The sequence below is a fragment of the Blautia sp. ZXY-1-B12 genome, assembly GCF_056339915.1.
On record NZ_JBWJVP010000227.1, the window covers coordinates 65,131 to 86,097 of the forward strand.

At 42.5% G+C, this 20,967-nt stretch carries 13 protein-coding genes; 12 read left to right on the forward strand and 1 reads right to left on the reverse strand.

The window, feature by feature from the left end:
• The first annotated feature begins 9 nt into the window (after positions 1-9).
• From AC075L_RS15565 to AC075L_RS15590, 6 genes are all read left to right on the forward strand, one after another.
• The gene (locus AC075L_RS15565; RefSeq protein ID WP_008706116.1) at positions 10-825 is read left to right on the forward strand and encodes an ABC transporter permease; all 816 of its coding nucleotides are present in this window, start codon (positions 10-12) and stop codon (positions 823-825) included.
• Positions 826-936: 111 nt separating this feature from the next.
• Positions 937-2,217, forward strand: a complete 1,281-nt coding sequence (locus AC075L_RS15570; RefSeq protein ID WP_008706114.1) for an ABC transporter ATP-binding protein — start codon at positions 937-939, stop codon at positions 2,215-2,217.
• A gap of 55 nt (positions 2,218-2,272) precedes the next feature.
• Positions 2,273-4,465 carry a class I SAM-dependent methyltransferase gene (locus AC075L_RS15575; RefSeq protein ID WP_476387883.1) on the forward strand — a complete coding sequence of 731 codons (2,193 nt, stop codon included), beginning with the start codon at positions 2,273-2,275 and terminating at the stop codon, positions 4,463-4,465.
• 2 nt (positions 4,466-4,467) lie between these two features.
• Complete coding sequence (locus tag AC075L_RS15580; protein ID WP_476387884.1) at positions 4,468-6,891, forward strand: glycosyltransferase family 2 protein; 2,424 nt, start codon at positions 4,468-4,470, stop codon at positions 6,889-6,891.
• A gap of 84 nt (positions 6,892-6,975) precedes the next feature.
• Positions 6,976-9,420: a glycosyltransferase family 2 protein gene (locus tag AC075L_RS15585; protein ID WP_118409107.1), complete on the forward strand. Its 2,445-nt coding sequence runs from the start codon at positions 6,976-6,978 to the stop codon at positions 9,418-9,420.
• 18 nt (positions 9,421-9,438) lie between these two features.
• Complete coding sequence (locus tag AC075L_RS15590; RefSeq protein ID WP_227310973.1) at positions 9,439-10,899, forward strand: ArnT family glycosyltransferase; 1,461 nt, start codon at positions 9,439-9,441, stop codon at positions 10,897-10,899.
• A gap of 106 nt (positions 10,900-11,005) precedes the next feature.
• Here the strand turns inward: AC075L_RS15590 and AC075L_RS15595 are convergent, their stop codons facing one another.
• The gene (locus AC075L_RS15595) at positions 11,006-12,286 is read right to left on the reverse strand and encodes a D-alanyl-D-alanine carboxypeptidase family protein (protein ID WP_227310975.1); all 1,281 of its coding nucleotides are present in this window, start codon (positions 12,284-12,286) and stop codon (positions 11,006-11,008) included.
• A 177-nt stretch (positions 12,287-12,463) separates the two neighbouring features.
• On the opposite strand from AC075L_RS15595, the gene AC075L_RS15600 reads away from it, so the two are divergent.
• The 6 genes from AC075L_RS15600 to AC075L_RS15625 all read left to right on the forward strand — a co-directional run bounded on the left by AC075L_RS15600 (position 12,464) and on the right by AC075L_RS15625 (position 20,889).
• Positions 12,464-14,371: a glycosyltransferase family 2 protein gene (locus tag AC075L_RS15600; protein ID WP_118409108.1), complete on the forward strand. Its 1,908-nt coding sequence runs from the start codon at positions 12,464-12,466 to the stop codon at positions 14,369-14,371.
• The gene (locus AC075L_RS15605; RefSeq protein WP_008706107.1) at positions 14,353-15,309 is read left to right on the forward strand and encodes a glycosyltransferase family 2 protein; all 957 of its coding nucleotides are present in this window, start codon (positions 14,353-14,355) and stop codon (positions 15,307-15,309) included. The genes AC075L_RS15600 and AC075L_RS15605 overlap by 19 nt, the downstream gene beginning before the upstream one ends.
• Positions 15,310-15,392: 83 nt before the next feature.
• Positions 15,393-16,796, forward strand: a complete 1,404-nt coding sequence (locus AC075L_RS15610; RefSeq protein WP_055053009.1) for an undecaprenyl-phosphate glucose phosphotransferase — start codon at positions 15,393-15,395, stop codon at positions 16,794-16,796.
• Between the two features lie 17 nt (positions 16,797-16,813).
• Entirely contained in the window at positions 16,814-18,244 is a 1,431-nt protein-coding gene (locus AC075L_RS15615) for an LCP family protein (RefSeq protein WP_055053008.1), read from the forward strand.
• A gap of 88 nt (positions 18,245-18,332) precedes the next feature.
• A complete protein-coding gene (locus tag AC075L_RS15620) occupies positions 18,333-19,277 on the forward strand; it encodes a glycosyltransferase family 2 protein (protein WP_055053007.1) in 945 nt (314 codons plus the stop codon).
• 196 nt (positions 19,278-19,473) lie between these two features.
• A complete protein-coding gene (locus tag AC075L_RS15625) occupies positions 19,474-20,889 on the forward strand; it encodes a S1C family serine protease (protein WP_025580303.1) in 1,416 nt (471 codons plus the stop codon).
• Positions 20,890-20,967 lie beyond the last annotated feature (78 nt).

Here is a 20,967-nt window from a genome sequence, read left to right on the forward strand (position 1 = left end):
AATGAGCGATTGAATACAATTTTTTCTTTACCGATGGATATTTATAAGAACAGACGGCTTGTTGCAAAGCTTGCAAAGAATGATTTCAAAACAAGATATGCAGGTTCTTATCTGGGAATTGTGTGGGCGTTTATCCAGCCTGTGATCACGATCCTGGTATACTGGTTTGTATTCTCTGTAGGTTTTCGTTCCGGAACAGGGGATCTGGGAGTTCCTTTTGTTCTTTATCTGGTAGCAGGTATTGTTCCATGGTTCTTTTTCCAGGATGCGCTGATAGGGGGGACAAATTCTCTGCTGGAATACAATTATCTGGTAAAAAAAGTCGTTTTTAATATCAGTGTGCTTCCGGTAGTCAAGATCATTTCTGCTATGTTTGTGCATGCATTCTTTGTGTTGTTTACGATCATCCTGTATGCAGCGTATGGGAAATTTCCTGATTTCTATTATCTGCAGATTATTTATTACAGTGTATGTGTGTTCATTCTGGTATTGGGCTTATCCTATGCCACAAGTGCAATCGTTATTTTTTTCAGAGATCTGACCCAGATCATCAACATTGTGCTTCAGGTAGGAGTCTGGCTGACTCCGATCATGTGGATTGTTGAGGCTTCACCTCTGATGGGACATCCTGTGATCATGAAGATCCTGAAACTGAATCCGATGTATTATATTGTTTCCGGATACAGAGATACATTCCTGATGAAAACCTGGTTTTGGGAACATGCAGGATGGACGGTCTATTTCTGGATATTTACAATTCTGTGTTTCCTGTTCGGAAGCTGGGTATTTAAACGTCTGCGCATTCATTTTGCAGATGTACTGTAACTAGTACAGCGAATATTAATATAGCAGAAACTTAATTTTCGCTGTACTGGTAAGCGTGAAATAAGTCAGAAGAAGATGAAAAACACAGGAACATAACAGAAAGGAAATCACGTGGAGAACAAGAAAGTAATTCAGGTGAAGGATCTCACCAAAATGTATAAATTATATGATAAGCCTTCGGACAGACTGAAAGAAGCGCTGGGGCTTACCAGAAAGAAACTTTATAAAGAGCATTATGCACTTCATGATGTAAATTTTGATATTTATGAAGGAGAATGCGTGGGAATTATCGGAACCAACGGTTCCGGTAAATCCACGATCTTAAAGATCATCACCGGTGTCCTGACTCCCACAGCAGGGGAAGTAAAGGTAGACGGACGAATTTCCGCGCTGCTGGAACTGGGAGCCGGATTTAACATGGAATATTCAGGTCTTGAGAATGTATACCTGAATGGAACCATGATCGGTTTTTCAAAAGAAGAGATTGATGCCAGACTGAATGATATTCTGGAATTTGCGGACATTGGAGACTTTATCCACCAGCCTGTAAAGACTTATTCCAGCGGTATGTTCGTGCGTCTGGCTTTTGCTGTTGCGATCAATATTGATCCGGAGATCCTGGTGGTAGATGAGGCGTTGTCTGTGGGCGACGTGTTCTTTCAGGCAAAATGTTATCACAAGTTTGAGGAATTTAAGAAACAGGGAAAGACGATCCTGTTTGTAAGTCATGATCTTGGAAGCGTTTCCAAGTATTGTGACAGAGTTATTCTTCTGAACAAAGGGGTAAAGATGGATGAAGGTTCACCAAAGCAGATGGTTGACCTGTACAAACAGCTTCTGGTAGGACAGAATCCTGTAAAACAGAATGAATCTGACGGTACAGAGCAGATTGTGGCAGAGGACAGTGAAGGACTGGGAGATTTTCAGGTAAATCCCAATATGCTGGAATATGGAAGCCGTATTGCTGAGATCACAGATTTCAGAGTCATTGATGATAAAGGAAGATGTTCCAATACTGTTGAAAAGGGAAGCTGCTTCAAAATTCGTATGAAAGTCCGGTTTAATGAAGAGATTCAGGAGCCGATCATGGCATACACATTTAAAAATATTCAGGGTACGGAAATCACAGGTACCAATACCATGTATGAAAATGCAAAGATAGAACACTCCGGAAAAGGGGATATATGTACTGTAACATTTACACAGAACATGAACCTTCAGGGCGGTGAGTATCTCCTGTCATTTGGATGTACAGGGTATAAAAACGGAGATTTTACGGTATTCCACAGACTTTATGACGCATGTAACATAACAGTTATTTCCAGTAAAAATACAGTTGGATTCTATGATATGGATTCAAAGGTGGAAGTACGGTGCGAAGAACAGGTCTGAGAATGTTATGATGACAAATATCAGTGCGAAAAAATAATCAGCGCGAGGACTATATATGGAAGAAAAAATCGGGAAAGTAATTCTGGATACCACGTGCTATCCGGGAAAAGATCTATACAGTGATGGTGCGATAGAGGATGAAATGCTTGCAATTTCCAGAGATTTTGCACCGGAAGAATTTAACAGAGTGATCAGTGAGAGAAAGAGCTGGCCAATTCTTTATCATTTTTCTCATATCAGGGAGAATATTCTGAGCTGGATTCCCTTTACAGGAGAAGAGAAGGTTCTGGAGATTGGTTCCGGATGTGGTGCTGTGACAGGAGCTCTCTGTGAAAGGGCGAAGGAAGTTACCTGCATCGAGCTTTCTATGAAAAGAAGTAAGATCAATGCATACAGACATCAGGATCAGGATAATCTTAAGATCCTTGTGGGAAACTTTCAGGAGATCGAGAAAAACCTTACTGAGAAATACGACTATATTACTTTGATCGGTGTATTTGAGTATGGAGAATCCTATATCCGGAGTGAGAATCCCTATGTGGACTTTCTCAGGATCATATCAAAGCATCTGAAGCCGGATGGAAAGATCATTCTGGCCATTGAGAACAGACTGGGACTGAAATACTGGGCCGGATGTACAGAGGACCATTTTGGAACTTTATTCGAAGGAATCCAGGGATACCCCAAAACAAAAGGGGTTAAAACTTTTTCAAGAAAAGAATTTAATGGAATTTTGGAGGAAGCAGGAAACTTAAAAGCCGACTGGTATTATCCATATCCGGATTACAAATTTCCAATGACTATTCATTCAGACAGACATCTCCCTGCAAGCGGAGAGCTGCATATGAGGGACTACAATTTTGACAGACTCCGTCTGGATCTGTTTCAGGAATCTCAGGTGTATAATACACTTTTGAGCAATGATCTTTACCCGCAGTTTGCCAATTCCTTTCTTCTTGTGATCGGAAAAGAACAGCCACAGACAGCACCGGTTTATGTGAAGTTTTCCAATGAGAGAGATCAGAAGCTCTCCATTTATACGGAAATCAGTGAAGCAGCAGATGGGCAGCTGACTGTGAAGAAAGTACCGTCGCAGAAGAAAGCGGCAGCTCATGTACGGAATCTGGGAACTATCTGCGAAGAACTGACCGGAATGTATAAAGAAGAGGAAATTGAAGTAAACCGCTGCCGGATCAAAGGTGACTGTGCGCAGCTGGAATATCTGACAGGTATCACCCTGGAAGATAAGCTGGATCATCTTCTGGAAGAAGGCAGAACAGAGGAACTGGAGAAATTATTCTTCTCTTATATACAGAAAGTAAAGAATATTCATGAGAAGAAACCCTTTGAGAAAACACCGGAATTTGTAAGGGTATTTGGAAATGTAAACCTGCGTTCTGATCTGAAATGTACAGAAATATCCAATATTGATTTTGTTCCTGCAAATATTATCCTCTCTGAGAATAAAGTATCTGTGATCGACTATGAGTGGACCTTTGCATTTCCTGTACCTTCACAGTTCCTGGTTTACAGGATGATCTTTTATTATCTGGAACTGAATGACAAACGAGGAATACTTAAAGAACGGGATTTCTATGAGAAAGCAGGAATCCTGCCTGAAGATATAGAAGTTTATGTGGAGATGGAACATAATTTCCAGCAGTATATTCTGGGTGAGCATACAGCAATGAGAAATATGTATGCCCAGATCTCTCCGGGCCGGGTGGAAGTAGAAGATTATTACAGAGAAAAGAAACAGGAATCTCTGGAAATGCTTCAGATTTTCTGGGATAACGGAAAGAGCTTTAATGAGGCTGATTCTGTGAGATATCTGTTCAGAAACGGGAAAATTCAGACGGAGTTTGAACTTCCGGAGAATACCACAATGCTTCGCCTTGATCCGGGCGAAATGTCCAAGGGACTTAAAATTGTAAAGCTGACATGGGAAGATGAAAGTCAGGTAAAGTTTCACACAGATGGCTGTGAAGTGTCCTCCGGAGAATTCTATTTCGGCGGTGACGATCCGCAGATCATAGTAGATTCTGTTCCTGAGAACAGAAAGTCCATAAAGATTGAGATGGAGATCCTGGACCGGAAAACCACAGAAAAGAAATTCTGGAAAGTATATGCAGAGCAGAAAAGGGCAATGGAGCAGATGAGTCAGGAGCTTGCGCAGAAGAATGCTCTGGTCGATCAGGTGGAAGGCAGTAAGGCATGGAAAGTGTATCGTGCCATCAAAAGGGTTTAGTTATGGGAAATATACTTTGGAGTGTAGATAAAAAAATATACAGTGACAAAGAAGATCATACTCTGGCCATTACCGGATGGGCGATAACCAGAAATCAGTCAGAATGTGATTTCATTCTTTATGGCTCGGGAAAGGAACTCTTCGTTCCTGAACCTTCGCGTTGTGAAAGAGCGGATGTTGCCAAAGATTTAAAAGAAACAAAAGATATAAAAGAAGTGGGAAATGTCGGATTCACAGTAAAGATACCGGAAATTATAAAACTTGCAGAAGAACATGAGAAACTGCAGCTTGCGCTGAGAGCAGGAGATGAAAAAGAAATCATCTGGGAAGCCACAGCTGCAGAAGTGAAGGACTTTTGTGAGGAAAGTCTTATTGAATATCATATTGATGAGGAACAGATCACACAGGAGAGTATCCTGACAGTCAGAGGCTGGGTTGTAAACCAGCTGGAGCCGGATGAGATATTTGTACAGGGTACAGATGGGAAGGTTCTGGAATGTACGATCACCAGACAAAGACGTCCGGACGTGGAAGAGGCAAAGGGGATTTCCGAAGAAGAGAAAAGAAATCTGGGATTCAGTATTACTGTCAATCTGGAGAATACAAACGATCAGAATATCTGCATCTGTTTCAGGGGAAAAGATGTACAGAAAATTTATACTGTAAATGTAAAAAAAATAAAACGGGAAAATACCGGACTGTATCAGCAGATGAAACTGCTGTCTCTGAAGAACAGGCAGAAGAATCAGGAATATATAAAGAAAAACGGTATTGGAAGATTTATCCGTTATGTGAGAAATTCCCAGCTTAAGGACGGAGATCAGGATTATGAAGACTGGCTGAAAGATCATGTCGCATTCCGAAAGGAATTAAAAAGACAGAGAAATGCTGTTTTTTCTTATTCACCGCTGATCAGTATTGTGATGGTGGTGACGGATACAGATGAACAAAGGTTAAAAAGTGTGATCGATGCTTATACAGAACAGACCTATGGTAACTGGCAGCTGTGTCTTGCAGATGCATGTGAGGGAGAGGAAACAGGAGAGTTTCTGCGGAAAAAATATAAAAAAGAGATCCGCCTTTCCTACAAGAAGGTTACGGAAAACAACGGCATTTCGGGAAATCTTAATGCATCTCTGAAACTTGCAATGGGAGAGTATGTTCTGTTTGCCGGTCAGGAGATCATACCTGAACCTGATGCACTTTTTCAGATGGTCAAAGCGATCACAGAGAAAAAAGCGGATATGATCTATACAGATGAAGATGAGATCAGCGCAGACGGAAAACATTATTCTGAGCCGGAATTCAAGCCGGATTTCAATCTGTTCAGATTAAGGGAAAATAATTATATCGGACAGTTCTGGGCAATCCGGAAGGAAATTCTGGAACAGGCCGGAAAGTTTGATCCGGAATATGATGGTGCACAGGATTATGATATGCTCTTAAGATGCAGTGAGCAGGCAGAGAATATTGTGCATATTCCAAAGATCCTCTGTCATTCCATGAAAGCAGAGAACCTGATCACAGAAGAACAGGAGAAGAAAAACTGGGAAGCAGGCAGAAAGGCACTGGAGGAGCATTACCGCAGGGCGGAGGTTTCTGCAACAGCGGAACTTGCAGACAAGAAGGGATGGTACAGAAGCCATCTGACTATTTCCGGCGAACCGATGATTTCTGTGATCATTCCAAGTAAAGATCACATTAATGATCTGGAACTGTGTATTTCATCCATAGAAGAGAAGACAACATGGAAGAATTACGAGATCATTATTGTTGAGAACAACAGTGTGGAAAAAGAAACCTTTGTATACTATGAGACACTGAAAAACAGATACCCAAATGTAAGGATCCTTACATGGAAAAAAGAATTCAATTATTCTGCGATCAATAACTTTGCAGTAAGAGAGGCGCAGGGAGAATATCTGCTGTTTCTTAACAATGATGTGGAAATCATTACAGAGAACTGGCTTGAAGAAATGCTTCAGCTTTGTCAGCAAAAAGACGTGGGAATGGCCGGTGCGAAACTGTATTATCCGGATGACACCATTCAACATGCAGGAGTGGTAGTTGGTCTTGGTGGAGTTGCTGCCCATGTATTATGTAAACTTCCCCGGGATGCGGAAGGATATATGGGACGTCTGCGCTGTGTGCAGGAGATAAGTGCAGTCACTGCCGCCTGCATGATGGTAAAGACTTCTGTTTTTAAAGCAGTCGGAGGATTTGACGAGGAGCTGAAGGTTGCATTTAATGATATTGATCTCTGTATGAAAGTGAGAAAATATGGAGTGAAAATTGTATTCACACCGTATGCAGAACTGTATCATTATGAATCCAAATCCAGAGGAATGGAAGATACACCGGAGAAACAGCTGCGTTTTTCCAGAGAAGTAAACTGTTTCCGGAGAAAATGGGAAGAGAGCTCCTGAAAGGAGATCCTTATTATAACCCCAATCTGACATTAAACAACACAGACTGTTCTCTGAGAAAACAGGAGAAGAACGGAGATTAACATGCCTAAGGAAATATTTGAAGTAGTAAGAGAAAGATTTCATTTATCAGACAGGACACAGTATATTGTGCAGGGACACTGGCCGAAAGATGCGGTGATGGAGGCATATCTGGATCAGCACAAACTGAAGGTGTCTGTGAAAGAAAATGAAAATGTAAGTGCACTGGAACGTTTTAAAGATCCGGAGAAAATGCAGGGAATACAGATTACGGCAACTGTTCAGATACCGGAAAATCTGGAGGGGTATCATAAGCTTGTGATCTATGAGAAGTTTTCGGATAAAAAACATGTCTGGTTTTCCATCACTGCCGGTGAACTGGATAAAAAAAGAGATAAACCGCAGGTATATTTTGAAGAAGAGAGTGCAGAACAGGGAACTGTACGGATCAGAGGGTGGGCCATTGCACCGAAGCCTGTGACTGTCCGTATCTTTGATGCGGATAAAAAGCCGGTTGCCGCTGAAATCCAGAGAACAGACAGGGTGGATGTCAACCAGCTGTTTGAAGAAGCACAGGATCCGGGAAAGACAGGATTCTTCTCTGAGATCACCAACGTTTCGGGAAAATGCCTGTATGTAGTGTTTTATGCAGGCGAGAAGAAAACTGTACATGTGGTTCCTCTGAGAAAAGCTGATATTCTGGCAAAGAAATTAGACAAATATGTAGAAAAAGGAATCCGCTACTGGAAATCTCAGGGTGCGGCGGCTCTTGCTGAGAAGGTAGTGACAAAGGTTAAAAATGTACGTCAGGGACCGCCATCCTATCAGAAATGGATCAGACATCATCTGCCGGACAGGAACGAACTGGAGAAACAGAAGAAAACATCCTTTGGATACAGACCCAAGATTTCTTTTGTAGTACCGCTGTATAAGACACCGGAGAAATATCTCAGAAGACTGACAGAATCATTTCAGGAACAGACTTATTCAAACTGGGAACTTTGTTTCTCTGACGGAAGCGGCGCACAGTCACCACTGACGGAATTGTTAAAAGAACTGACAGCGAAGGATAACAGAATTAAATACGTTTCTCATGAGGAGTCGCTTCAGATTTCAGAGAATACCAACAGTGCCATTGAAATTGCAACAGGTGATTTCATTGCCTTTGCAGACCATGATGATGAGCTGACGCCGAATGCATTATTTGAATGTGTGAAAGCAATAAATGAGAAACCGCAGACACTGGTGATCTACACAGATGAAGATAAGATGTCTATGGATGGACATAAATTCTTTCAGCCGCATTTTAAACCGGACTATAATCCGGATTTGCTGTGTACGGTCAATTATATCTGCCATCTGTTTGTGGTATCACGAAAAGTAATTGAAAAAGTTGGCGGGCTGCGAAGTGAGTTTGACGGTGCACAGGATTATGATTTTGTGTTACGCTGTGTGGAAGCAGTAAAGGATGAAGAAATCTGTCATATTCCAAAAATCCTGTATCACTGGCGTTGCCATGAGGACTCCACAGCAGAGAATCCCGAGAGCAAGCTTTATGCCTTTGAAGCCGGAAGACGTGCAGTACAGGCTCACTATGAGAGAACAGGAATCCACGCAGAGGTTTTTAAGGGTGAATATCTGGGGCTGTACAGAACGAAGTTTATCAGAGATCATGATCCGCTGATTTCTATTATTATTCCGAATAAAGACCATATTGATGATCTGAAGAGATGTATGGAATCCATTGAACAGAAATCTACGTACAAAAATTATGAGTACATTATTGTAGAGAATAACAGTACAGATTCTGCTACTTTTGAATATTACAAAAAACTGGAGGCAGAGAATCCGAAGGTTCGCATGGTATACTGGGACGGAGTCTTTAACTATTCTGCCATTAATAATTATGGTGCATCTTTTGCAAAGGGTGAGTATCTGCTTCTGCTTAACAATGATACAGAGATCATTAATCCGGACTGTCTGGAAGAACTCCTGGGTTATTGCATGCGTAAAGATGTAGGCGCAGTGGGTGCAAGACTTTATTATGAGGATGATACGATCCAGCATGCAGGTGTTGTGATCGGTTTTGGCGGAATTGCAGGACACTGTTTTGTCCAGCATAAGAGAGGTACCACCGGATATTGTCACAGAATTATCTGTGCACAGGATTACAGTGCGGTTACAGCTGCCTGCATGATGGTGAAGAAATCTGCATTTGATGCAGTGGGAGGACTTTCAGAGGAACTGGCTGTTGCATTTAATGATATTGATTTCTGCATGAAGCTGAGAAAGGCGGAATATCTGATCGTGTATAATCCATATGCGGAATTATACCATTATGAATCCAAATCCAGAGGCCTTGAGGATACTCCGGAAAAAGTGGCACGATTTAACAAAGAAATTGCCACCTTTGAGAAAAAATGGCCGGAGATCCTGGAGAACGGAGATCCTTATTATAACCCCAATCTCACTCTGAAGAGCCAGGACTTTTCTCTGAAAAGAATCTGAAGATGAAATTGCTATAAAATGAATGTGAAAGAAGATATGTTAAAGAAAAAGAAAGAGATCAATGAAAAAACAGAAATTTTCATTTTTGTATTTCTGGCGTTTATCCTGCTGACAACCTGGGCGATGACACAGCCTTTTAATTCAGGGCCGGATGAACAGATGAGATATTATGTTGCAGATTACATTTATAAACATCATGGAGCTCTTCCGGGGGGAGATGATCCGGCTGTCAGGAATAAAGTGTGGGGAATTTCCTATGCATATTATCCGGTTGTATCTTATATGGTGTCTGCATTATTTATGAGAATATCCCGGCTTTTTGCAGATCCGGGATACTCCATGTTCAAAATTGCACGTATGGCAGATGTACTGTTTGTCACAGGTGCAGTGTATTTTGTTGTAAAAGCTTCGGGCAAACTGTTTCCGAAAGAAAAATATTCCAGAGAAGTTAGATGGCTGTTTGCAGCACTGGCAGGATTTATGCCGCAGGCAATCTTTGTGGGAACTTATGTGAATACAGACTCACTGGCACTGCTGGCAGCAGCCATGATTCTGTATGCATGGGCCTCTTATCTGAGAGAAGACTGGACATGGAAAAACTGTATACTCCTTGCAGTGGGAATGGCCGTATGTGCATTGTCTTATTATAATGCATACGGTTGGATACTCTGCAGTTTTTTCTTCTTCTGTTTTACGGTATTACTCTGCAGAGAAGAAGCTTTTTCACAGAGAGTTCGTTTCCTTTTCAGCAGAGGAGCAGTGATCGCAGCAGTTACTTTAGTTCTCTGCGGCTGGTGGTTCATCCGTAACGCAGTTTTGTATAACGGAGATTTCCTGGGAAGGAAATCCTGTGCGGAATGTGCGGAAAAATATGCTCAGAAGGATTACAGACCTTCACTGTATCCGACGCCTGCAAAGCTGGGATGGAACTGGAAAGATATTATCCTTTATCAGGATCCCGGCTGGTATCATAACTGGATTCTGACAGTGTGTGTAAGTTTCATCGGTACTTTTGGACAGATGGAAATTTATATGCCATATACGGTCAGCAAACTGTATATGCTGTTCTTTGCTGTTGGAATCATCAGTGTATTTTTTGTAAAAGAGACATTTGATCTGAGAAAAAAAATGTATGTTGCACAGCGGAAAGCAGTTGGAAATGACAGATGGAAGATCAAAACAAAGGTGATATCCCGAGAGTGGAATAAAGAAGGTATTTTCCATTTGATGATGGTATTTCTGATTATGATTCCGGTATTTCTGTTTCTGTATTATGTTTATTACAGTGATAATCAGCCACAGGGAAGATATCTTATGCCTGCGTTATATCCTCTGATGTACTTTGTTACGCTGGGCTGGAATAATATTCTGACAAAAACAGTGAAAAATGAAAAGGTGCGGAGTTTGATATACAGAGTACTGACTGTACTGCTGGTGATTTCGCCATTTGCCTGCTGGGCATTTTTAATCTTGCCTTAAAAGAAATAAAGGGACTGCCGCATGAAAAGCTCTTGCGGAAGTCCCTTAAATTTATCTATTTTATCTATCAAAGAAATGGTTACTGTCTGGTATTCAGAAGTAGACTTCAGGATTTGATCACTTTGATCATCAGGAACAGGAAAAACAGCAGGAATGCTGCCCCGATCGCCCCGATGATATAATAAGGAGCAGTTGTATGGGAAGCAGAATATGCCTGTGCTGCCTCCATATTCTTCTGACCGGTTACTGCGGCATCATTTGTCTGCTGCTCTGCGTCTTCCAGAATCGCAGTTCCTACAGGAGTTCCTCCAAAGTAATACTGGCGTGTGATCTGTCCGTCAGAAGAAGTATCTTCTGTGGTCAGATTATCTTCTGTGGCACCGTTTGGTGCAATGACTGTACCACCGGAAAGACGGTTAAAATCATCGTCTGCGATGGTAAGGGGTGCAAAATTGTCAAAACCATAATTGAGAAGCGCGATCGCTTCATCATCGGTAACACCGGATGCGCCATTTAATACAATGCATACCAGCTTCATGTTATTTTTGGAAGCTTCACATACCAGGGTACTTCCGGAAGCTTCTGTGTACCCTTCCTTACCGCCGATACAGGGTTTATAATAACCGTCGCTGGTGCTGTTTATCATGGTAAAATTGTTTGTAAGTACACGTTCACCGCCGGAAACATTTGTTGCCGGAAGTGTATAGGAAGTAGTTGCTGCAATAGTGCGGAAAGTGTCATTTGCCATAGCTGCTTCCATGATCAGAGCCATATCATGGGCGGTGATATGCTGGTTCTCATCAGGAAGACCGGTAGGATTGGTAAAGACAGTATTGGTGCAGCCAAGTTCCTGTGCCCGGGTATTCATTATCTGTACAAAAGCATCCACAGAACCTCCCACATGTTCAGCTACCTGCAGTGCGATATCATTGGCAGAGGCAACCATGATGGCATATAAACATTGTTCCATGGTGAAAACCTCATCTAACTGTGAGGAAATATTGGCTCCTCCGTCAGTAACACCGGAAACACCGGTTGCAGTCATGGTTACCTGTTCATCCAGACTGCTGTTCTCAAGAGCAACCAGGCAGGTCATGATCTTGACTGCGCTTGCAGGGTAAAGGGGCTGATCTGCATTTTTGGAATACAGGACTGTGTTAGTGGAAGTTTCCATTACAATTGCTGCGGCAGACGAAATATCGGAAGCCTGGGGCCATCCGTCGATACCGTTGGTGACTACGACAGACGGATCTGCTGTCTGTGCGGCGGCGTCTGTATTCTGAGCTGTTTCTTCAGCAGCAGATACCGGAAACTGTGAAAACATGGTGACAGCACCAAGTCCCAGAGCCAGCAGGGCTGCAGTGATTCTTTTTTTCTTTATCATCATGGTATATAATACTCCTGTACATAAAAATGTTGAAAAGTAACTGTTCATTGTATGTGAACAGTTACATAAAAACGATAACATAAAAACAATAACAGTATAACACATTTCTCTCCTTTCTTGCAAAAAATATCATACAATGTTAAAATAAAAAATCATAGTAAAAATCGAGGTTATCATATGAGTAAAAAACCATCTGCAGGAGGAAAAATCCAGTGGACGAAAATGTTCAGGAAGCTTTCCCCCTATACGATCCGGAAAGGGTTCCGCTACATGAAGCATTATGGACTAAAGGAATTCTGGATCAGGCTGCATGAACGTTTTGAACCGGAAGAAGTACCATATGGTCCATGGTACCGGGCTTACATTCCGACGGAGGAAACACTGGAAACACAGAGGAAACAGAAATTTGATTATTCACCGCTAATCAGCATTGCAGTTCCGGCTTATCAGACACCTGTAGAATTTTTGAGACAGATGATAGAATCACTGATCGTTCAGACTTATTCAAACTGGGAGCTGTGTATCGTAAATGCAAGTCCTGACAATGAGGAGATGCAGAAAGTACTGGCAGAATATTCAGCCGGAGATTCCCGGGTAAGATTCTGCAATCTCAAAGAGAACCTTGGCATTGCAGAGAACACAAACCGCGCGTTTGCAATGACAAAAGGTGAATTTGTGGGGCTTCTTGACCATGATGACCTGTTGGCACCCAATGCATTATATGAGATCGTGAAAATACTGCAGGATCATCCGCAGGCAGATGCGCTTTATACAGACGAGGATAAGGTTACAACAGAACTGGACGAGCATTTTCAGCCACATCTGAAACCGGATTTTAATCTGGATCTCCTGCGTTCCAATAATTATATCTGCCACTTTTTTGTAGTGCGAAAGAGTATTGTAGAAAAGGCCGGAGGTTTTCGAAAAGAATTCGACGGAGCTCAGGATTACGATTTTATCTTCCGCTGTACGGAGAATGCCGGAGAGGTTTTACATGTTCCGGAAATCCTGTATCACTGGAGAACACACAAAGCCTCCACTGCAGATAATCCTGCCAGTAAAATGTACGCATTTGAAGCCGGCAAGAGAGCAATAGAAGCTCATCTTGAGAGAACAGGTACAAAAGGCGAGGTAAGCCATACACAGGATCTGGGCTTTTACCGGGTGAAATATCCGGTGCAGGGAAAACCCCTGGTGTCTGTTATCATACCAAACAAAGACGAGAAAGAGACTCTTCAGACCTGTCTGGAAATGCTGGAGAAGAATACCGGTTATCAGAATTTTGAAATCATAATCGTGGAGAATAACAGTACCACTGATGAGATTTTCCGATATTATAAAGAGCTTTCCGGAAACCGGAAGATTCATCTTTTGAGATGGGGAAAAGAATTTAATTATTCTGCCATCAATAACTTTGCTGCGGCGCATGCAAAGGGAGAATATCTGCTTTTCCTGAATAATGATGTAAAATCCATCAATCCGGACTGGCTGGAAGAAATGCTTGGAGTGTGTCAGCGTCCGGAAGTGGGCGGTGTCGGAGCAAAGCTCATTTATCCGGATAATACAATCCAGCATGCAGGATGTGTGATCGGAATGGGCGGTATTGCGGGGCATATGTTCGTAGATATGCCTGCGGACCGTACCGGCTATCTGCATAAGGCATCTCTTCTTCAGGATATGAGTGCAGTGACTGCCGCCTGTCTGTTGATGAAGAAAGAGGTTTTTGAGCAGACAGGAGGATTTACAGAGGAACTGGCTGTGGCATTTAATGATGTGGATCTTTGCCTGAAAGTAAGAAAAAACGGCTATCTGATCGTATATGATCCCTATGCGAAGCTTTATCATATGGAATCAAAGACAAGAGGAGCTGAAGACAGCAAGGAGAAAGTGCGCCGTTTTCAGACGGAGATTGAATATATGCGATGTCACTGGATAGACATTCTCAAAAAAGGAGATCCCTGTTATAACAAAAACCTGTCTCTTACCAAATGGAATTATTCTCTGAAGCCAATCCCGGGAATGGAGACAGAAGCAGGACAGAAAAAAGAGAAGACAGGGAGGAAATCATGCAGGAAGTATCGGTGATCATTCCGAATTTTAATGGGATGGCTTATCTGGATGGCGTACTTGCAGGTCTGGAGTGTCAGACTGTAAGCAATTTTGATGTAATTCTTGTGGATAATGGATCCAATGACGGAAGCTGTGCTTTTGTTGCTGCAAGGTATCCATGGGTTCATCTGATCGAACTGCCGGAGAATTTCGGATTCTGTAAAGCGGTCAATGAAGGGATCAGAGCATCACGCTCACCTTATGTACTGCTTTTAAACAATGATATTGAAGTAACGGAGAATTTTATAGAAGAAATGCTGTCAGCCATCAAAAGGCATCCCAAAGCTTTCTCCTGTGCTGCCAGAATGATTCAGTTTCATGACAGGGACAGGCTGGATGACGCAGGAAACTATTACTGCGCACTTGGATGGGCTTATGCGAGAGGTAAGGGGAAAGATATCCATACCTATGAAAAGGAAGAGAAGATTTTTGCTTCCTGCGCAGGAGCTGCTATTTACAGAAAGAAGATCTTTGATGAACTGGGATATTTTGACGAAGAACATTTTGCATATCTGGAGGACATGGACGTGGGATACCGGGCCAGGATCTACGGATATGAAAACTGGTACGCACCTGATGCCATGGTATACCATGTGGGAAGCGGTACCAGCGGATCCAGATATAATCAGTTCAAGATCCGGTATTCTTCCAGAAATAATATTTATCTGATATACAAAAATATGCCGGTGTTACAGATTATTATCAATCTTCCGTTTCTTGTTGCAGGATTTGGAATCAAAATTCTGTTTTTTACGCTGAAAGGATTCGGAAGAGAGTATATTGCGGGAATTAAGAATGGATTCCAGATCAGTAAAAAAAATCATAAAATACCTTTTAAATTTCAAAATCTGTCAAACTATTTTAGGATTCAAGTTGAATTGTGGGTGAATATCTTCAGGCGTTTGTGCGGATGATAAGAAAGAAAGATAAATTTTTATTGCTTTTATAAAACAACTATTATAATATAGAAACGATAAAAAAATGAGGTGACAAAAGATTGCTAAAGGACAATGAAAAGAATTTCAGTCGTCTCCATATGATCATTGATGCAATTGTACTGGTACTGTCATATTTTCTGGCATGGCTGATCCGTTTTGTTGGTCCTATGGCAGCAACAGCAGTCAGAACCAGAAGCTTTCAGCAGTATATGCTGATGCTGGTTTTTATTGTACCGGTTTATCTGTTGTTGTATCAGGCTTTCACATTGTATACTCCCATGCGGATGCAGGGGCGTCGGCTTGTATTGGCTAATATTGTAAAGGCCAACTCGCTTGGGCTCCTTATTCTGATGTTTACATTTTACATGATAGATGAGAGCGATTTTTCCCGTTCTACTTATATTATGTTTTATGTAATCAATATTGTGCTTCAGTGGTGTGCCCGAATGTTGATTTTCGCTCTTCTGAGAGATATGAGAGAGAAGGGACTGAATCAGAAACAGATGATCTGTGTGGGATACAGCCGCGCAGCAGAGGAATACATTGACAGAGTTCTTGCCAATCCTCAGTGGGGATATGTGATCCGCGGAATACTGGATGACAATGTTCCGGCAGGAACAGAATACAAGGGAATCAAAGTTCTTGGAAGGATTGCCAATCTGAATATAATACTTCCGGAGAACCGGCTGGATGAAATAGCGATCACTCTAGGCTTAAGTGAATATTACCGCCTGGAAGAGATTGTAGCACTGTGTGAAAAATCCGGAGTACACACCAAGTTTATCCCGGATTATAATAAGATCATTCCGACAAAACCATACACAGAAGACATACTGGGACTTCCGGTTATCAATATCCGTTATGTACCGTTGAACAATACATTCAATGCACTGGTCAAGCGGGCGATGGACATTGCAGGATCTATTGTTGGAATCATAGTAACCTCACCGCTGATGCTGTTAATGTGTGTTATCATTAAGCTGACATCACCGGGACCACTGATCTATAAACAGGAGAGGGTTGGACTTCATAACCAGACTTTTCGGATGTACAAGTTCCGTTCCATGGAAGTACAGCCGGAATCGGAAGAGAAGAAGGCATGGACAGTAAAGAATGACCCAAGAGTAACACCCATCGGAAAGTTTATGCGTCACACCAGTATTGATGAACTGCCACAGCTTTTCAACATACTGAAGGGTAACATGAGTCTTGTGGGACCACGACCGGAGCGGCCGTTTTTTGTAGAGAAATTCAGAGAAGAAATCCCGAGATATATGGTGAAACATCAGGTTCGCCCGGGACTTACCGGCTGGGCTCAGGTGAATGGTTACCGCGGAGACACATCCATAAGAAAAAGAATCGAATATGACCTTTATTACATTGAAAACTGGAGCATAGGGCTGGATATCAAGATTATATTCCTTACATTTTTCAAGGGATTTATAAACAAAAATGCATATTAAGATAAGGGGAAAAAGGCATGGCTAAACCAGGAAAAAAGAAAAAAGTACTGTTTGTGCTTGAAATCATTGTACTGCTGCTGTTTATTGGCGGGCTGTATGTGTATGGACAGATTTCTTCCAGGCTGGATAAGATTGAGCAGCCGGAACTGAAAAAGGAAAAAATAGTCGTAAACCAGGAAGCACCAAAGATGACAGGCTACAAGACCTATGTGCTGTTTGGTATTGATACCAGAGGGGAAGGCTCCCAGTATTCTGCACAGAACAGTGATACCATGATCATTGTGAGTGTAAACAACGATACAAAAGAAGTGCGTATGGTTTCCGTATACAGAGATACACTTCTCAATGTTGGAGATGATACCTATACGAAGGCAAATGCAGCCTATGCGCTGGGTGGTCCGGAACAGGCGATCACTATGTTAAATACAAACCTGGATCTGGATATTTCCGATTATGCGACGGCCGATTTTTCTGCACTTGTAGAAGTGGTAGATGATCTTGGCGGTCTTGATATTCCGTTATCTTATGCGGAAATTGAACATATGAATAACTATTGCGTGGAAACATCCAAGCTGACAGGGAAAGATTACACTCCAATCGAGAAACCGGAGCCAAAGCCGGAAGATGAGGAAGCCATTGTAGGAACTTATCATCTGAACGGTGTACAGGCGACATCCTATTGCCGTATCCGTTATACTGCAAGTCTGGATATGGGACGTACAGAGCGTCAGAGACGAGTACTTGGAATGCTCTTTGACAAGGCGAAGATAGCGGGTCTTTCTTCTATTTTTAAGATTATGGATGATGTATTCCCGATGGTTACAACATCTCTTTCAAAACAGGATATTCTGGGACTTATTCCGACTCTGATCGGATATAAATTTACAGACAGCACGGGATTCCCGCAGAAGTTTAAATTCTCTAATATCAAGGGAAGTATTATTGTTCCTACTGATCTTGAGAACAATGTAGTTGAACTTCACAAGTTCCTGTATGATGATCAGGATTATACTCCGTCTTCTGAGGTAGTGGCCCGCAGTAATAAGATACTTGAGATCGTCGGCGGAGAAGGTAAGCTGGATGATGCAGCCAAGACTACGACACAGGACACTGATACCACAAATGCAAATGACACTTTTGTATGGTCCGGCGATAATACCTCCGGCAGTACGGATAACAGCGGCGATTATGATTATGACAATGATTATGATAACGGTGGTTATGATGGCGGTTATGATAATGGCGGCGGAGATAATGGCGGCGGTGGCGATTATGATAACAGTGGTGATGACGGCAGTTATGATAATGGCGGCGATGACACCGGCAGTGACACTGGTGGTGGAGACTACGACGGCGGCGATGACACCGGTGGAGATGAGACCGGCGGCGACGATGGATTCAGCGATGATTCAGCAGCAGATTCCGGAGCAAGTTCTGAAGAACAGTAACAGGGAACTGCTATAAAAATATAAATAATAGAAAAGAGGACCATCTGTTGGAAAGGATGGTCCTCTTTTCAGATAAGGAGTGTTGAGGATGACGCATAAGGAAAAATATAATGACACTGCGACAGTTGATGTAATCATTCCTGCCTATCGTCCCGGCAGAGAATTTGGAGAACTGCTGCACAGGCTGGAAGAACAGGAATACCGTCCCCGCAGGATTCTGGTTATGAATACGGGAGAGCAGTACTGGAACAGAGAATGGGAGAAATGTCCGATCCTTGAGGTTCATCACCTGGAACAGAAGGATTTTGATCATGGCGGAACCAGAAGAAGGGCAGCAGAACTTTCGAATGCAGATATTATGATCTTTATGACACAGGATGCTCTCCCTGCTGACAGAAAAGTAATTGGAAATCTTGTCTGTGCTGTCAGTGAAAATCCGGGTGCAGGAGCAGCCTATGCAAGACAATTACCCAGGGCAGACTGTCGCTTTCTGGAACGTTATACCCGTTCTTTTAATTATCCGGAGCAGTCCTCGGTAAAGTCGCTGGCTGATATTGATAAGTACGGGATCAAGACCTATTTCTGTTCTAATGTGTGTGCGGCCTATGATAAAGGGATTTATCAGAAAACAGGCGGTTTTACAGAGCGGGCGATTTTCAATGAAGATATGATCTGTGCCGGAACAATGATTCAGAAAGGCTATTCAGTTGTCTATGCGGCAGATGCGAGAGTGTATCATTCCCATAATTATTCCGGAAGACAGCAGTTTCACAGAAACTTCGATCTGGGAGTATCCCAGGCAGAGCATCCGGAAATTTTTGAAGGAGTACCTTCTGAGGGAGAGGGAATCCGTCTGGTAAAAAGAAGCCTGGGCTATCTGATAAGAACGGGACACTTCTGGCTGATTCCTCAGCTGATCTGGCAGAGCGGAATGAAATATGCAGGATATTTCCTGGGGAAAAGATACAGAAAACTTCCCCGAAAAGTTGTTCTTGCATGTACCATGAGTCCATATTACTGGAACAGAAAATAAAGGTAAGCGGATAACCTTAAGACACGCCAATTTACGATAATTGTCACATTTTGAACACAATTAATTGATATACTGATTCCAGAGTTCAGGAGAAGAATTGCTGTAACTGTGCAGAAATAAAACAGTTACAGATCATTGTTTATTTCGGGGAGTGTTCCGATAAACAGTAATACAGGAACAGAAGGGAGCAGATTACATGAATGATGAAAGAAACCTGGGTGAAAAAACAGATGATTCCGGTCAGCAGCCCAGATATGAACATTATCAGTTCCATGAAGAACAGGGAACTGTTTTGAAACCATCCGGTCCCTCTGGACACAGAAGAAATCAGAATTCTTTTCAGAAAAAAGCAGGGGCGACAATCGCACTGGCTGTGATCTTTGGCCTGGTGGCGGCAGTTGTATTTCAGGCGGCAAATTTTGCAGCAGACAGATTCCTGAATACAGGTAAGTCTTCGGTGCAGATTAAAACTACAGACAGTGTGGATCTTCAGGAAACGGCATCAGATGACAGCACTGCCGATAAGGTGCTGTCTGACTCTGAGAATGGAACAGTAGCAGCAGTGGCTCAGGCTTCCATGCCTTCTGTAGTTGCGATCACTACGGTCAGTGTTCAGGAAATACCAAGCTTTTTCGGATATAGTTCCCACCAATATAAGAGTGCGTCAACAGGTTCAGGGATTATCGTTGGAGATAATGATGATGAGCTTCTGATCGCAACGAATAATCACGTGGTGGATGGAGCTACAACTCTGAGTGTCTGCTTTATAGGGGATGATGTGGCAAATGCAGAGACAGAGACTGTGAATGCGGGAGATAATGGAGATCTGAATGTAGAGGATGCGGTCAGTGCCAAGATTAAGGGTACAGATGCTGATAATGATCTGGCAGTAGTTGCGGTGAAGAAATCGGATATCCCTGAGGACACTTTAAATCAGATCAAGATTGCTCAGATAGGAAGTTCGGATGATCTGGCAGTAGGGCAGCAGGTAGTTGCGATCGGTAATGCGCTTGGATATGGTCAGTCTGTAACATCAGGCTGGATAAGTGCATTGAACCGGACGATTTCTACAGATGACGGAACGAACAGTACAGGACTGATCCAGACGGATGCGGCGATCAATCCGGGTAACAGTGGTGGTGCACTTTTGAATATGAAAGGCGAGCTGATCGGCATCAATTCTGCAAAATACGCAGACAGTGCTGTAGAAGGTATGGGATATGCCATTCCTATTTCCAAGGCAAAGCCTATTCTGGAAGAACTGATGAATCGTGAGACCAGGGAGAAAGTAGACAGCAGCAAAAAAGGATATCTGGGAGTAAGTCTTGCCAATCTGACCACAGAGGCAATTGAGATGTATAATATGCCCACAGGCGCCTTTGTAAGAAGTGTGGAGGATGATTCTCCGGCACAGGAGGCAGGTATCTGTAAAGGCGACATCATCGTAAAATTCGACGGACAGAAAGTCAGTGATGGTGATGATCTGCTGGATAAGCTGCAGTATTATAAATCGGGAGAGAAGATTGAGGCAGTTATTGCAAGAGCCACTAATGGGGAATATGAAGAAAATACTATAGAGCTGACTCTCGGCACCAGACCGGACAATGAATAAAACAAAAGACATCGCCCATGCGGCGGTGTCTTTTATATATTATCAGTGAACAGTAACCCGGGCAAGATTCTTTTTGTG